Annotated in this window: 15 protein-coding genes; 8 read left to right on the top strand and 7 right to left on the bottom strand. The window is 34.3% G+C overall.

The genetic code is table 11. The annotated features are described in order from the left end of the window. Positions 1 to 46 precede the first annotated feature (46 nt). Together ACX119_RS05050 and ACX119_RS05045 are read left to right on the top strand one after the other, a co-directional pair. Positions 47 to 394, top strand: coding sequence for a hypothetical protein (locus ACX119_RS05050; protein WP_459350220.1), 348 nt, complete (start codon positions 47 to 49; stop codon positions 392 to 394). Between the two features lie 58 nt (positions 395 to 452). Next, on the top strand, positions 453 to 1,676 hold the full coding sequence (locus ACX119_RS05045) for an ornithine cyclodeaminase, nickel-pincer nucleotide-dependent (RefSeq protein ID WP_459350219.1): 1,224 nt from the start codon (positions 453 to 455) through the stop codon (positions 1,674 to 1,676). On the opposite strand, the gene ACX119_RS05040 is transcribed toward ACX119_RS05045, so the two are convergent. From ACX119_RS05040 to ACX119_RS05010, 7 genes are all read right to left on the bottom strand, one after another. Beyond that, positions 1,677 to 2,414 (bottom strand): RAD55 family ATPase, encoded by a 738-nt coding sequence (locus ACX119_RS05040; RefSeq protein ID WP_459350218.1) that lies wholly within the window; start codon positions 2,412 to 2,414, stop codon positions 1,677 to 1,679. Positions 2,415 to 2,492: 78 nt separating this feature from the next. Then, on the bottom strand, positions 2,493 to 3,344 hold the full coding sequence (locus ACX119_RS05035) for a TrmB family transcriptional regulator (RefSeq protein ID WP_459350217.1): 852 nt from the start codon (positions 3,342 to 3,344) through the stop codon (positions 2,493 to 2,495). A 129-nt stretch (positions 3,345 to 3,473) separates the two neighbouring features. Continuing rightward, the gene (locus ACX119_RS05030; protein ID WP_459350216.1) at positions 3,474 to 4,151 is read right to left on the bottom strand and encodes a hypothetical protein; all 678 of its coding nucleotides are present in this window, start codon (positions 4,149 to 4,151) and stop codon (positions 3,474 to 3,476) included. 2 nt (positions 4,152 to 4,153) lie between these two features. Further along, positions 4,154 to 4,837 (bottom strand): hypothetical protein, encoded by a 684-nt coding sequence (locus ACX119_RS05025; RefSeq protein ID WP_459350215.1) that lies wholly within the window; start codon positions 4,835 to 4,837, stop codon positions 4,154 to 4,156. Between the two features lie 71 nt (positions 4,838 to 4,908). Continuing rightward, complete coding sequence (locus tag ACX119_RS05020) at positions 4,909 to 7,920, bottom strand: LamG-like jellyroll fold domain-containing protein (protein WP_459350214.1); 3,012 nt, start codon at positions 7,918 to 7,920, stop codon at positions 4,909 to 4,911. A 49-nt stretch (positions 7,921 to 7,969) separates the two neighbouring features. Beyond that, positions 7,970 to 8,458: a hypothetical protein gene (locus ACX119_RS05015; protein ID WP_459350213.1), complete on the bottom strand. Its 489-nt coding sequence runs from the start codon at positions 8,456 to 8,458 to the stop codon at positions 7,970 to 7,972. Positions 8,459 to 8,486: 28 nt separating this feature from the next. Continuing rightward, on the bottom strand, positions 8,487 to 9,020 hold the full coding sequence (locus ACX119_RS05010; protein WP_459350212.1) for a hypothetical protein: 534 nt from the start codon (positions 9,018 to 9,020) through the stop codon (positions 8,487 to 8,489). A 98-nt stretch (positions 9,021 to 9,118) separates the two neighbouring features. Here ACX119_RS05010 and ACX119_RS05005 point away from each other — a divergent pair, with 98 nt between their 5' ends. The 6 genes from ACX119_RS05005 to ACX119_RS04980 all read left to right on the top strand — a co-directional run bounded on the left by ACX119_RS05005 (position 9,119) and on the right by ACX119_RS04980 (position 16,358). Further along, the gene (locus ACX119_RS05005; protein ID WP_459350211.1) at positions 9,119 to 10,138 is read left to right on the top strand and encodes an AAA family ATPase; all 1,020 of its coding nucleotides are present in this window, start codon (positions 9,119 to 9,121) and stop codon (positions 10,136 to 10,138) included. Between the two features lie 5 nt (positions 10,139 to 10,143). Next, entirely contained in the window at positions 10,144 to 11,715 is a 1,572-nt protein-coding gene (locus ACX119_RS05000; protein WP_459350210.1) for a vWA domain-containing protein, read from the top strand. Positions 11,716 to 11,873: 158 nt separating this feature from the next. Next, positions 11,874 to 12,482 carry a hypothetical protein gene (locus ACX119_RS04995; protein ID WP_459350209.1) on the top strand — a complete coding sequence of 203 codons (609 nt, stop codon included), beginning with the start codon at positions 11,874 to 11,876 and terminating at the stop codon, positions 12,480 to 12,482. A 156-nt stretch (positions 12,483 to 12,638) separates the two neighbouring features. Then, on the top strand, positions 12,639 to 13,247 hold the full coding sequence (locus ACX119_RS04990; RefSeq protein WP_459350208.1) for a hypothetical protein: 609 nt from the start codon (positions 12,639 to 12,641) through the stop codon (positions 13,245 to 13,247). Positions 13,248 to 13,371: 124 nt separating this feature from the next. Continuing rightward, positions 13,372 to 14,907, top strand: coding sequence for a type II/IV secretion system ATPase subunit (locus ACX119_RS04985; protein WP_459350207.1), 1,536 nt, complete (start codon positions 13,372 to 13,374; stop codon positions 14,905 to 14,907). A gap of 2 nt (positions 14,908 to 14,909) precedes the next feature. After that, entirely contained in the window at positions 14,910 to 16,358 is a 1,449-nt protein-coding gene (locus ACX119_RS04980; RefSeq protein WP_459350206.1) for a type II secretion system F family protein, read from the top strand. Positions 16,359 to 16,429: the final 71 nt, after the last annotated feature.

Below are 16,429 nucleotides of genomic sequence, written 5' to 3'. Positions count from 1 at the left end.
TTTTGTAGTGTGATTGTTTTTATAAGAATTCGATTATTTGGGAAACATGCAATATTTTCAGGCATTAAAGTTGGGTCAAAAGCGTGTTGCCGAAGCAAGAGAATATCTTAACAAATTGACTGACGGTAAAGCAATGCCTGCATTGGCATTAACGGATACAAAATCAAATGTTTGGCAACCCGTAGGTGAAGAAAACCTTTATGCATTTGTGGATGAATCAGCCGGATTTGTTTTAACTGATAACAGCGGTTACATTCTGGCATTAGTTGATAAAAGTGGGGCCTCAAAGACCATAGTTCAAGGTGTGACAAAGCAACAAAAAGAAAACTTGGAGGAAGCTTTTGCCAAAGACAACATTGCAAAATTTGAAGGAAAGGTAATACTTCCAGTATAGTAACCTAGCCATAAAAATAAACGTAAAACTTTAGTTATCATAGTGTAAAAGTGATAAAATGAGTAAATTCTCCGAAGAAGTAGAAGTTAGTGGCCATCTTATTGATTCATCAATTCTAACTAAAATCTTTGATAAGATAATGGATCTTAAAGGAGAATTTCAGGTTCAAGATATCAATATTGGCAAAAAGAAAAAAGATCAATCATATGCCAGATTATTAGTTAAGGGAAGAAATCAAAAACACCTAGATGAAATTTTAGAGACTATTTTTAGAGAAGGGGCAACATCAAAAATTCAAAAACAAATCAAATTAAAAAAAGCACCAAAAAATTTTGTTATGCCTGATGATTTTTACAGTACTACAAACAATCACACTCAAGTCTTTCATAAAGGAAAATGGATTCAAGTGGAGAACATGATGATGGACAAATGTATTGTAGTTAAAGATGGCAGAGCTTTTTGCGTTCCAGTAAGGGATGTGAAAAAAGACGACATGATAATAGTGGGAGATGAAGGAATAAAGATCACACCACCTGAGCGTCCAAGGGAAGGAGTAAATGTATTTGAATTCATGGGAAGTTCTAGCTCTAGTGAAAGGCCAACTCAACATATTGCAAAAAAAGTCGCTGAAGATATCATCAATACCAAAAAGAAAGGCGGAAAAATTGTAATTGTTGGAGGTCCTGCAATAGTCCACACAGGAGCAGATGATGCAGTATCAGAATTAATCCGAATGGGTTTCATTGATGGAGTTTTGGCAGGCAATGCTCTTGCAGTACATGATATTGAATATGCAACATTAGGAACATCCCTTGGAATGAATGTTCATGATGCAACTTTGGCATATCACGGACATAGAAATCACATGGATGCCATAAATTCAGTATTCAAAGCAGGGTCTATTGCAAATATGGTCAAAACAAAAAAACTTACCAAAGGAATAATGTATGAATGTGTAAAAAACAAAATTCCATTTGTGTTAGCAGGATCAATTAGAGACGATGGACCTTTACCTGATGTAATTACCGATGTGGCAGAGGCTCAAAGAGAATACAAAAAAGTTCTAAAAGATGCAAGTATGGTAATTATGATTTCGACAATGCTACACTCCATTGCAACTGGAAATATGCTACCTGCAAATGTCAAGGTGATTGTAGTCGATATTAATCAACCAACGGTTACAAAACTAATGGACAGGGGAACATGGCAAGCACTTGGAATAGTATCTGATGTTGGTGCATTTTTGCCAATGGTAGTACATCAAATTAGAAAAAAGAGATAATCAAGGCATCAATCTTGGATGCAACAGATGCAATCCATCTGAATCTAAATTGATTGGATGAATTTGCTCACTGTGTTTTATGCCCCGCATTTTTGTTACCTGAATAGTTCTCTCCATAGTGTCCTCTTTTCTAGTATGTCTTAGCTGAATAATACCAGATGTTACAAACCACTCTACAGGATAGTCATCTTCTTCAGAATATTCAGATAGTATCAAACTAGTAACATCAAAATTCTCTAGTGCTTGTATCATTCCTTGCAGCCCCTGTCTAACATAGAATTTATCAGGATACTGCATTGCCAAAATTGTAACTGAATCAATTACAACTCTTTTAGCTTCAACACGTTTGATACTACTAAGTAATAATTTCGTCAAATGCTCAAATGGTAATTGTTCACCCCTATACAAGGAGTCATCTTTGCCAATTAACTCGTCTTGAATTTTAAATGGTCTTGCATCAATCATTAAGATTTTGTCTTTAGAGATTAAATCATCAAAGTCCCAACCATAAGATTTACAGTCATTTTTTATCTCCTCAATACTTTGAGATAATGTCACATAAACACCTGATTCATCAAAGTCTTTTGCCCCCGAATAGAGATACTGTAATCCTAATGTGGTTTTTCCACTTCCAGGAGGACCAGATACTGAGATAGAACGACCAGTCTTGAATCCACCAGATATCACAGAGTCCAATCCAGGTATTCCAGTTTTTACTTTAGAATATGTCGAATCCATATCTATAGAAAAATTAGAGAAAAATTTCTATATAAATACGGAGACTAGTTTGATTCTAACAAATAATTTTTTATGAATTTACAGGTGAATGTTCTTTGAATTTGTCCACAATGATTCAAAGAGTAGTTTCATTGCATATACTAGAGAGTTAGAATTTGTCCACATTGCAAATGGTTCTTCAGGAGAATTTGCATTTTTAGTAAAGAACAGCATCTCGCCACTATCTTTTATAATAAAACAAAGATGGTTTTGAATATCATTGCTTAATTTTTTAATATTCTTTCTTTCCAAATCATCAAATATGTATGCTGTTTTCTCAGAGCATGCACTAAGTAGTCTGAATTGTTGTTTTGCTTTTACAAATGATTCTAAAAAGTCGCCATGATATAATTTTAGGTAGTCTTTCTCAGAACCTAAAATCAAAAATTCATCTTCATAATTATCAGTCATCTCTGTGATTTTTGATTGTATTTGATTAGAAACCTGCAACATTTGGAATTTCTCTTCAACATCTTCATGAATTGCATCAAATGCTGGAATGTTATCCCATAATTCAGATAATCCTTTCTCCATTTGCTCAAGAGATTTTACTCGTTCTTTCTCAGAATTTACTAGAATCCATATTGCTTTGTCTAATGGTAATGCAGCAAATTGTATTGGGTGTTGGAATGTTGCAGATACTATTCCTTTGTTTTGCAAAGCAGATAGTAAATGATATGTTTCGGTTCTTGGTAGTTTGAGTGCTTTACAAACTTCCGGAGCAGTCTTTGCACCATACTTTCCAAGATAAATGAAAACCTTACTCTGGTTTGATGTTAATCCATATTGTAATAGTTCGGTTTGAACTTTTTCCACAGATAATTTGTACTCATACATTTGGGAGTCAGGTGTAGAGTCAAATACTGAACTTTGTGTTGTCTCTTTTGCCATGTTTTTTCAGGATCCTCCATTAGAAATAACTAGTCTATATTGTGGTATAGCTAAATTTGTTAGATCGATCTGATCGTTTTTGTGAGTATTTTCTGAGTAATCAAGCAAGTATTTAGGCATGAATTTTCATTAAACTCCTACTTTAATCACATTTTCTACAGGGATTGCCTTTCCAGAAAAGATCGACTTTAGTGAATAATTTTCTCTAATTCCAGATGATTTTAGAAAGGCAATTTCTAATGTACCTTCTGAGCCTCTAAATGCAATGCAGCCCATGTCTTCTTTAAGTCCTTTTTCTATAATGTTATTCAGGGTTGCTAGAGTTCTCTTTAGATTTTCTAGTTTTGATTTTAATTCATCAATTGCCTTAAAGTATAACTCAAGTTCGCCTTTTAATCCCATTCCATTATACACAAGAATTTCATTTAGATTGTACCATTTGTCACTAATACCTTTTTTTCCTTTTTTCTTTTTATCATCAGGCTTTTTTGGTACAGTTTTCTTTTCTTTTGTTTTCTTGTCATCAGCTTTTACATCATCAGCTTTTACATCATCAGCTTTTACATCATCAGTTTTTACATCATCAGTTTTGTTACTCTTGTCTTTTTTTTCTACAGTACCACCATCTAATTTTGCTTTAAGTGCAAGAAAATCAGGATCATCAGAAGATGATTCTTCATTTATTCGAATTTTTTCTCCTAATAGATTTGAGTATTCTTGAATATTCTCTTCTGTATTTTCAATTTCCTTTTCCAAATTTGTTTTAAGTGTATGAACTGTAGCAAATCGTTCAATTAAATTTTTCAATTTTATTCCTCAGTTGTTGGAGATATAGGAGGAAGATTATCTTTTAACTGATTTAATGTACTGAGTTGTTTAGTTGCTGTACGCAAAAAGGTAATCTTTTCGGTGAGATAAGATTTTTGAGCTTGTATTAATTCTAACAATTGTGGTGTCACATATTCTACAATTTGTGTAATTACTTCAGGTGGGTAATCGGTGAATTGTTTAGTTTCTGTTTTCCCATTTGTTAGTTTAATTATTAATTTTAAATTTGGCAACATCATTATTGTTGAATCCGATGGAAGGTTAAAAATTCCAGGATGAACATTGGTTGAAAATCCTAAGAATTGAGTAATTACTTGTAGTGCATTATGCAGATCATCAATAACATTTGTTTTTTGATCCTCTAATTCGTAGATTTGTAATGACTCTTCCATCAGAGTATTAAGTTGAGTTAAAGTTTTTGCATTAATATCATTAGGATCAACTGCAACTTGAGATGGAGTAGGTGCCTGTTCTGGAGTAGGTGCCTGTTCTGGAGTAGGTGCCTGTTCTGGAGTAGGTGCCTGTTCTGGAGTAGGTGCCTGTTCTGGAGTAGGTGCCTGTTCTGGAGTAGGTGCCTGTTCTGGAGTAGGTGCCTGTTCTGGAGTAGGTGCCTGTTCTGGAGTAGGTGCCTGTTCTGGAGTACCAGAAGATTCTGATGATTGCATTAGATCTTAAATCCTTTAAAAATTACATTAAATCTTGTATGTTCCTCAATGTTACACCATTTTTAAGAAAATCAATCAACTATTGTGACAGACCCAACTACAACTGAGCGTGAAAATGTTTCACCTTGATCAGAATAACCATTAATCCAAATTGTAGTTCTATATGCGCCAGGAGTAATCAAGTTACCAGCTTGAGTAGTTGAAGGGATATCTGTTGCCTCATGAAATAATAGTTCAGCATTTTCTCCTTTTGGTATATAGAGACTATCCTGATTCTCACTTAGATTAGTTCCGTTAACAGATTTTATTAATCCAGCATATGCCCCACCGGTTCCATTAAAATTGACTCTTGTTCCTTGATATGTCAAAAATACCCCATCTTCACCAGTATTTGATATGAATAATTCAAATTCATCATCCTTATCATGCACATAATAGCTTGGGAATGGGATACTAGGAAATGGTATCTGCATAAAACTTGGATATGGATTATTCATTGTGGTATCATCAATCTTCATATCGACTTCTAATGCTTCCCATGATGTTGTTGAGGGTCTATAATTGAAATACAACTCTAATCTCCCATCTATTGGAATTACTGTCTGAGCTAAATTAAATGTCATATTGGTTTGTGAATATGCCCAATCATCATTATTGCCGCCGTTTTTAGGATCTGCAAATGCTGTTTTAGTTGCTATTCCTGTGTATAGATTTTGTACAAATGTTCCACTAGAATCTAATTCATCTAAATACAAATCAAACTCATGTGCACCATCACCATAATTCGTTCGAGCCAAGTCATCAATCTCGCCATTTGACAAGTGATAATCATCCCAATGCATGATATCATCAATCCAACCCTTGAAGAAATTTCCATCCTCATCGACATTAGATCCAACATGCCATTTTCCTGAAACATCAACCGAGCTTGTACCAGTATTTGCATTGACAAATATTTGTCCTTCAGGGTTGCTACCTGCAATATTTGTAATTTCTAACCTACATTCATCGCCTGCGCCATTTCTGGCAGCTGTTACATGATACCATTGTTCATCATCATATTCGTTTGTAGAAACACAGGATACAACATCAAGACCGTCATCTGTAGAATATTCAAAAAATACTTTGCCGCCATTTGTTACATCCCCTTTTAATCCAATTCGATAATAATCACATAGAGGACAGCCACTAGCAGACCAATCTACAAAGTATTGATCAGTTATACCAACATCACTATCTGTCTTAAACCATAATGAAGTAGTACTGTCACCTGAACCAATATCGTTATCATCTCCTCCAGACACATTATTTGTACTTCTAAAACAATCAGCAGTCCCATCAAAGTAATAACTTCCAGAATTATGAGGTCCAGAAAGTGGCTGCCAATCAGGCACAGCCCCATTGCCCCATGTAATACTTAGTTGAGGAGGGCTTCCACCACCTTCTTCAGATTCGGCAGCTCTCTGTCCAGAACTACCATTATCATAGAAAAGCAAAACAATGTCATTTCCAGAAACCCATCCAGGTCTATCCACAACTTCTTGTATTACTGCAGCAATATTTGGAGTGGTAGTATCAGATGAGATCTCACCAGTAGACCACGCTTCAATATTACTCCAATCAGTATAATTTCCAGTTAATGCTCTATTTGAAAGATTGCTGTTTGAGTTGGTAAAAACGGGAGCATCGTCAATGTCCTCAGCATATATCCTCAGATGGGTCAAACCAGAATCACTTTCATCAGCATTAAAAACAACTTGTGCAGAGGTAATTATTGTTCCAGGGGTGATATTTAATCCAGTAAATCTTAATCCCACAAGATACACGTTATTCTCACCACCATCATATGCAAGATCAAGATCACCATCAGAAAGATCAACATTTCCATTACTAATTCTTTCTTCGGCATCATTTGTTCCAATAGATACAGATTGAACATAATTTGAAACACCACATTCATCTAAATCTCGTGAACTGCTCCCCTCAGAATTATCAGGGGCTGCACCATCACCATCCTCAAAATGAAAAATCATATCCACACCATCTCCTTTTAATGATGTAGGAACTTCTTCACTTTTTAGCATCATTGCTACAGTCCATGCGCCTTCAGGTATTGAAATTGCTTTGGAACCATTATTTGTCACAAAGTGAGGATTAGTTTGATCAAGTTGAATTCTCAATCCATCTCCTCCACCGTCACCAATGCCTGACCACATTTGATATGCAGTACCAGAATCAACAATATCAGTTTCCAAATGGAATAATAGTATATCATCATCAATCAAAACTTGATCTCCTAATCCACCAGATTCTATGGCAACTTCAGCATTAAGAGCTGATTCAATGGTTTGAAGAGTAACCGTGGCAGTATCTGTTCTTATATCATTTTTTAATCCTGCGATAAATTGAATCTGATCACCATTCTCTCCATCAAAAGAATAAACCCATTCAAATATTGCAGTGTCGCCAGGTTTTAGAGAATCAAAAGAAGAAGGAGTAGCGGATTGTAGTTCTTCAAAGAAACAATTTGTGCATGTTGGAGTACTTACAGACACCATTTCTGGTTGAAGATTAACTAGTTGAGTGGTACCAGTATTGATCACTTCCAAAATAACAGCTGTAGTAAAGGATGAAGGTAAAACAGAGGGAGTAGCAGATAATCGTATAAAAAGAGAAGTGTCACCGACTGAATTTAGATACATTTGATTTTGGTTTCCTCTCTCAGAGATTATTTGTGCAAAATATGATTGTGTGTCAAGTGCAGTTAAACCAATGTTTTGTCCAATATTAGACACAGTGGAACCAGGTGGAATTGATACATCCAAATCAAATTTTGAGATTGGCCATGTAGAATCAGTAGTGTTTTCTATCCATAAACGTGTCAAATGAACTGGTAGCTCACCTGTATTTTTGATTGTCATGTTAAACTGATTATTATCATTTCTAACGTTTAAAATCTCAAATTTTTCAGTTGTTCGTTCATAATCATATATTTGCTTAGTCTCTACTGATTCTGCTAATTGTGTTACTTGATTCATGCTAAATGTAGTATATGTGATTGCAGTGGAAATTATAATTATCATAAACACACCACCAATAATTGCACTAATACCACGTCTCTTTCTTAGAATCTCAGGTCACCTCCTGTGCCGTAAACTGATTTCCACGATTTGTAAAGATTGTAAAATCAAATATTTCTGATGAATTCCATACAAATGTTTTTTCCATGGAATAGTCTTCACTAGGAGCAATTCCTCCATCGGTAATGGTGTAAATTATAGTATCAGTAGAATTTGTAATTTCAATCTCAGTAACATTTAAACCAATTGGGCCCACATTATTCAAAGTAATATTTACAACATAAGGGCTAGAGCCAAACCAAATATTTTGAATCACTAGATGTTCATTCAGCTTATTCATTTTATCATTAAATGAGGATTCAAGATTTGCCTGTTTAGTAAAGAGGTTTGTGTTTGCCCAACCAACTAACATCACACCCATTATAGATACTGCAGAAATTATGATGGCAGTAGTAACTACTGTTGCAAGTGCTCGTCTGTTTTTAGGTGAATGTATCAATTTTAGATATTTGCGCACAGCACATTTTGTAAATTTTTTCATATTATCACTAGTATGTAAGAAATCTTACTTACACCGTAGGCTGGGCTATATCTGGATTTTCTGTTTGTTCTGTAACTGTTTCAGAAGTTGGCGTAGATACTTGTTCTGAAGATTCAGAGACTTTAGGATTTATTTCAGGTTTGTCATCAACTGGAATCTCAGATTCGTTAATTTGGGGGTCTTCAACATCTGCTAATTTACCATCACCCATACTTCCAATAGTATGAGGAGGGCAAGAGACGTTAAGACTTTTAGAGAGTAAAAAGAAGGTTGGGAAAAGTTCATGATAAATCATTGTTAAAATTTTTGGAACATCATTTTCATCTTTTGTTAAAATCTCATCTCGCTCCATTGAATCTCCTGAAATTCGGGCAATTCCTTCTATTGCCAATCGTACATTTTTGGGATTCGATAATGCAGTAAATCCATATTTGAAAACTGATTGATCCTCACTGTTATCGATTTCCTCAATATTTGCCTCTACATCATATTTGTCTAATTTACTGAGTTTAGGATCATTTTTACTCATGGATATGGAGCTAAGCTCGATCTGTGCTTTCATTTAAGATAAAATTGTTGAATTTTTCATTAAACAATGTGTATGTAATATCCTCACACACATAACAGCATTAAGTATATCCTAATGTATTATGACTAGGCTTGGAGCAGAAAAATTTAATCTCATCAACTGATCACACAAAAATTAGATCTGACAAAGTAAATCTCTCTGTATCAATTTCAAAGATCAAAAAAGAGAATCATAAATTATCAAAAATGTATGATTTTAAAAAATACATGGACTCATCAGACATGATATTTCCTGAGGAAATGAATGAAATGATTCCAAAAGACACGCCTCCATATCTAGATAATGGTGAACATTATGTTGAAAGGATTGGAAGAGCACTCAAATTTTTCAAGCAATGTGCATTAATTGGTCCCAGTGGAACTGGAAAAACACACATTGTGTATCTTGTTGCAGAACTAGCTGGATTACCAATGTGGGAAATTAACTGTGGTTTGGCAACTTCTGTTTTTGATTTGTTTGGAAGATATGTAGGATTGGGAAAAGAAAATTGGATTGATGGATTGATTACCGGATGGTGTAGAAAAGGTGGGATATTGTACCTTGATGAGGCAAACATGATGAAACAAGATGTTGCAACAAAACTCAACCCATTATTAGATCAAAGAGGTCACATGGTATTAACAGAAAAAGATAGTGAAATAATTCACAGACACAAACATGCTTACATGATAATTAGTATGAACCCTGTATCATCAGAATTTGCAGGTACCAAACCAATCAACGCTGCTATGAGAAGAAGAATGAGTGTTTGGCTTAACTTTGATTACATGAGTGTTGGAGATAACATTGATGAAAAAGAAATAAAGATGGTTTCAGAAAAAGGAGGCATTCCACTAAGTGATGCCGAAATTATTGTCAGAGTTGGTGCCAAACTAAGACAGGAATATAAGATGGGTGATTTACCTTATGGTCCATCTGTAGGAGATTTGGTTAACTGGGCAAAGATTTGTTCAGATGGGGTATCGATTATTGATGGAGGAAATGAGACATTGATTCCAATGACAAGTGACGATCCTGAGGTTCAAGATGAAGTAAGACACATTGTAAAAAAAGTTATAGAAAGTCAGGTTGCTGCAAGGAAAAAAGAGTGATCTAATTGAAAGACACCATACAAGATATGGCTCATCAATTGTTTTTTGAAATATGTCAAAAAAAACCAGTAGATATTGACATATTCTTTTTAGACCAAATTCATTATCCTAAAATAGATTATGAGCCTAGAATGACTGTATACATTCCAATGCCTAGGCCAGTCCAAGGGATTGAGATTATTCAAGGTTGTGCATTTAGCGATGTTGAAAAATCACAAAAAACAATTTTTTCGTTATTTTTTGCATCCGTATGCCATGCTGCAGGGCATGCCAAAGTTACAGATTTTAAAAAATACAAGGAATGGATGAAGGGAAAGAACAAAAAACGTGCGATGGAAACAATTGAATTTATTGAAGATGTCAAGGTAAATGAATTTTTGAAAAATGAATTTCCAGAATATTATTCAGAAATTAAAAAGATTGAAAATTTTTTCAACATAATTAATGAGAAAAAGGAAATCGAAGATATCAAAAAGCATTCAAAAAAAATATTTGCAGATAAATTTGTGACAAATATTGAAAAAACCAAGGAAATACTAAAACAAAAAATTCTAGAGATAGATGTGAGTAATCAAGATAAACTACTAATGATGGCAGACATAGTTTACAAATCGTCGAACATATTTAATGAATATAAAATTCCTTATGAGGATCATTATACACATCCAAAAAATATAAAATCTTGGCATGAAAATATAATCATCAAGACAGAAGGAGGATTTCTAAATATTGTAGATAGATTTCAAGAGATTTGGTTTGATCAACTTAAGAGGCGCAACAAAGTAAAGAAAAAGTATGGGCAAATTACACATGATTTGGAATTTGACAAAATAGATTTTGCTCCAGAAAATATTGGAGAGTATCTAAGATTAAAGAATGCAACTCACTTATTTTTGAAAAAAATGTCATCACAAGTCAAAATGACTCCAAATGTAATGGATGAAGGAATGCCTGAAGATATGGGATTGTTAGAAATGCAAGCTGCCATTCAGGCAGTCGCAGCTCAAAATGCTAGCATCCAAATGTTCGAGCAAGACGACGTAAGAAGAATAGAAGAAGAGTGGGCTATAGTTGTAGATACTAGTAGCAGTATGAGATTAAAATTTGATGAGATGAAAAAATTTGCTATTTGTTTGGGAGAGGCAGCTAATGAGGTGAATTCAAAGAACGGAAAATGGGGTTTTTTTACTTTTAATAATAATTTTACAATTGTCAAAGATCATTATGAGAACTATGATCAGCATTCGAAATCCAGAATTGGTGGTATTGAAATCAAAGGATTATCTTTTATTGCTGACGCAGTAAAGTTATGCTGTAGAATTTTAGAGCGTGAAAATATCGAACGCAGATATATTTTTTTGATTACAGACGGTCAAGCATTAGGCACCCATCAGGCAGATAAAGCAATGAATGATGCTATCGAGACTGCTAGAAAAAAAGGGATCAGCGTAGTAGGCATTGGTGTGCCTCAAGGCAATACTAAGATCTTTACAATGAGCATGCCTTATGAAGGATTAAGAAAAACAGTGGCCAAATTTCTTAATGCATATACATTATTGGCTGAGGAAGATCTATGATCATAAGTATTTATCAGAAGTGATGATTAGATATGTTTATTAATTTTAAAACATAAATAGTATAACAAAGCAAATTTATTATAATTTTTTTACTCTGTAATTCAAAAAAATTACATACGCGACTAGATATTCTATTAGCCAAACAAAAAAGTAATAAAATGAAAACCAAACTAAGCAAAAAACGTGCTATCAGTACAGTACTTACAACTGTCATCATATTGGTATCTTCAGTTGTACTTGGTTCAGGAGTTGTTTTGTATGGAACCAGTCTTTTCCAAGGCGGTACCCAGACAGAAAACATCTCAGTATCAGGAACCAAGGTATGGGTACATAGCACAGCAGCTGATGGTTTAGGTTGGGGCGCATCTGGCATCAGAAACACTGGTGATAAAGTAGTAGCAATTGACAAGATACAGATTAGAGGTACAGATATCCCATTCACTCAATGGTATCCAGATACCGATGTAAGTGCATCATTATTCCAACAAGCACTTAACCATACAGGATGGAGTGGTATTGCCGGCGGCTTGGTAAACACAGGAGGATCAGACGCCACACTCGATATAGATGTTAACGGTAATGCAGACGACATAGAAGCAGAACCAGCAACAGGTCCAGTATCACTGAATCCAGGTCAATCAGCCATAATATACTACAAACTGACTAATGGTACAATAACATCATTAGACTCAGGAGTACCTACAACAGTCAGTATATTTGCTGGAAAAGCAGGCGGCCCACAAAGCGTAACAATAGAAGGAAAGTAAATTAAATCCAACATCAAATAAATAATCATTAGTAATATTTTCATCAAAATATATCATATGAAAATAGTTGTGTTTACTTAGTTTGTATTAATCTGTAATTCAAAAAAATTACATACGCGACTAGATATTCTATTAGCCAAACAAAAAAGTAATAAAATGAAAACCAAACTAAGCAAAAAACGTGCTATCAGTACAGTACTTACAACTGTCATCATATTGGTGTCTTCAGTTGTACTTGGTTCAGGAGTTGTTTTGTATGGAACCAGTCTTTTCCAAGGCGGTACCCAGACAGAAAACATCTCAGTATCAGGAACCAAGGTATGGGTACATGGTACTGCAGCTGAAGGCTTAGCATGGGGCGCATCTGGCATCAGAAACACTGGTGATAAAGTAGTAGCAATTGACAAGATACAGATTAGAGGTACAGATATCCCATTCACTCAATGGTATCCAGATACCGATGTAAGTGCATCATTATTCCAACAAGCACTTAACCATACAGGATGGAGTGGTATTGCCGGCGGCTTGGTAAACACAGGAGGATCAGACGCCACACTCGATATAGATGTTAACGGTAATGCAGACGACATAGAAGCAGAACCAGCAACAGGTCCAGTATCACTGAATCCAGGTCAATCAGCCATAATATACTACAAGCTAAATAATGGTACAATAACATCATTAGACTCAGGTGTTTCTACAACAGTCAGTATATTTGCTGGAAAAGCAGGCGGCCCACAAAGCGTAACAGTGATTGGCAAGTAACTCTGATAAGAGGTATTTTTTTATCTTATCAATATAATATTTTTAATTACTATCAACAAAATTGTGTGTATTCTAATGTTTCACACTGTTCATTATAACTAAAAAATCAAAAATAAATGTAATTATGGGTAAAAATAAAGAAGAACAAGGGCTAGAAACATTTCTTAAAAGTGATTTTCTAAGTGAGTTAAAAAATGAGACACCTAAAGGAGCAAAACTTCTTGAAAAATACCCATTAAATCCACCATTTAGTTATGCAAATATTATTCAAGATCAAGAATCAGGTGAAATTTCATACCAAGTAGATGAAACAAAATTAAACCAATCTGAACAAGTAATTTTTAATCAATTATATAGACTAATAGAAGAAAGTCTAGACTCACCAGAAAACATTGAAAAAGATTTTGGGTTTTTATCATTTGTAAATAAAATTATTAAAGAAAATGAAAAATTGTTTCAAGAGCATCCTTTAGCAAGCATGGAGAAAGTAAAATACTATCTTCAAAGAGATATTGATGGATTTGGAATTATAGATCCGATTATGAAAGATCCTAACATTGAAGATGTCAGCTGCAGTGGGATAGATACACCGATTTACGTATGGCATAGAAAATATGACAGCATTCCTTGTAATGTTTCATTTGAAGATACAAAATTAAATGCATTCGTGTCAAGAATTGTTTTCAGAGCTGGAAAACACATCAGTTCAGCATTTCCAATAACAGATTTAGCATTACAAGGAAATCATAGGATTTCAGTATTATACCAAAAAGAGGTAACACCTAAAGGAACTAGTTTTACAATTAGAAAATTCAAAGAAGATCCATATTCAGTTATAGACTTGATCACATTTGGAACCATTAGCGTAGATATTGCGGCATATTTGTGGATGTTAATGGAGGCAAAGATGTCAATAATGGTAATCGGTTCAACTGGTAGTGGTAAAACAACTATTCTCAATGCAATTACAGGATTGGTGAATCCAGATTTCAAAATATTTTCCGTTGAAGATGTATCTGAAATTAACATTCAACATGAAAATTGGTTTAGTCTTGTTTCCAGAGTAGGTTTTGGAAATAGTGGGGAAGGAGAAATTGGGTTATATGATTTAATCAAATCAGGAGTAAGACATAGACCAGATTATATCGTGGTTGGAGAAATTAGAGGTTCTGAAGCTTATGTAATGTTTCAAGCAATGGCTACAGGACATGGAGGATTATGTACAATGCACGCAGATAGTCTAAGTTCAGCAAGTAAAAGGTTACAACAAAAACCAATGGATATTCCACCATCATACATGGCATTAATGAATTGTGCAATAGTTATCAGAAGAGTCAAAGGACATGATGGTAAAAGTACAAGAAAGGCAGTTTCAGTTCAAGAAATTAAAAATGCCGATTCATATTATGATGCATTCAAGTGGGAACCGAAATCAGATTATTTTATGCCGCAATTAGAAAATAGCGAAATGCTCCATAAATTAGCTGAGCAAACTGGAAGAGATTATGATGAAATTTTAGAAGAATTAGAAAAGAGAAAAATCGTTTTAAAATGGCTAGTAGAACGTGGCGTTAGAAGGTACGATAAAGTTGCAAAAACAATTGGGAATTATTATAGAGACCCTGAAGCATTGATAAAGAAAATAGAATACGGAGTATAATTATGTCTTTTATTAAAGAATTTGAAACTAAAGACAAACAAAAAAAATTAAACAAAAAACTAGATGCAGAATTACCCTTTTTTATCACACTAGTTACGTTGCTTGCAACCAGTGGCTTTGGCCCATATACAATTTTTCTAAAAATCAAAGATTTAGAATTATTGCCAAATCTGAGGGCTGAATCCTTGAAAATTTTAAAAAAAATTGACATTTTAGGGCAAGATCCATTGGTGGTCATGGGAGATGTAAAAGATAAAGGAACTTCAAATTTTGGAGAATTTCTCAGTGGATGGGTGTCATCTATTCAAAGCGGAGGAGATGTGGTAAACTATCTAAAAACAAAAATGAATAGTGCCTTTGATCTTTATGAAGCACAACAGCAAGAATTAGCAAAAAATGTTCAAACACTAATTGAAACTTATATGACAATGCAAATTGTGGTATTGGCCATTTACATTATAATTACTGCCACCTCAACTGGAGGGTTAGGAGAAGCTCCAAATCCAGAGGATGTTGATCCGCTATATTTGGTAATTATCATGCCACCAGTAGTAACATTGGGGTTTTGCTTTATCGCCCACAAATTAAACAAACCAAAAGTAAAAGAAATAGATTGGAAAAAAATTCTAATGTTTGGTATTCCAGGAATACTAGCTGCCATATCGATACATGTGTTGAATATAATGCCAGACTATAGTTTGTATGTACTAGGAGGGGCATTAATAGCAGCCGCAGTTTGGCCAGCACTAAATTTTAAACCAAAGTATGCTTTTGCACTAGATGCCGAATCAGGAACTGCGCAAATAATGAGAGATGTTGCAGAAGCAAGAAAAGCAGGGTTAGGACCAGAAAAATGCGTTGTTCGAACAACTAAACGAAAAGATTTTGGGTTATTCAATAAGGTTGCAAATGGAATTGCAAATAAATTAGAATGGGGAATGACCTTAGACGATATTTTTGAATTTATAAAAAAAGAGACACATGATTTTCAAATATGGATTAATTTCAAAGTCTTATTTGAAATAATTTCATCCGGTGGAGGAAATGTCAATACCTTGATCACACTAGCAGGAGTTGCTGAGAAGATGAGAAATATTGAAAAAACAAAAAGAGAGATGTTAAAACCATATGTCATGGTCGGTTTTATGCTTATTGCCATTACCGGTTTTACAACATTGCTAGTAATTGATTCACTTACGAGTTTAGGTGCACAGCTTGAGACTGATGACGCAAAAAGAGCTTTGTTAGAGGACGATGCAAAGTCAAGATTTACCTTGCTAGGGATTGCCATTTTAATACAATCATGGATAGCAGGATTATTTTTGGGTAAAATTACCACAGGATCATATTCAGGAGGATTCATGTATTCAATAATTCTTGTCGCAATAACAATTGGTGCGATTATAATTATTCAGTCAAAAGTGTTCAGCGTCACATCTATTTTCACTTAACTGTATGTATCCTAATGTTTCACACTGTTCAATATAACAAAAATTAATCAAATTAATCCAAGTTGAAAGCA

The organism is Nitrosopumilus sp. S4, from assembly GCF_054515835.1.
Note: the sequence above shows the minus strand (reverse complement) of the source record. Positions and strands in the feature narration are given on the sequence as shown.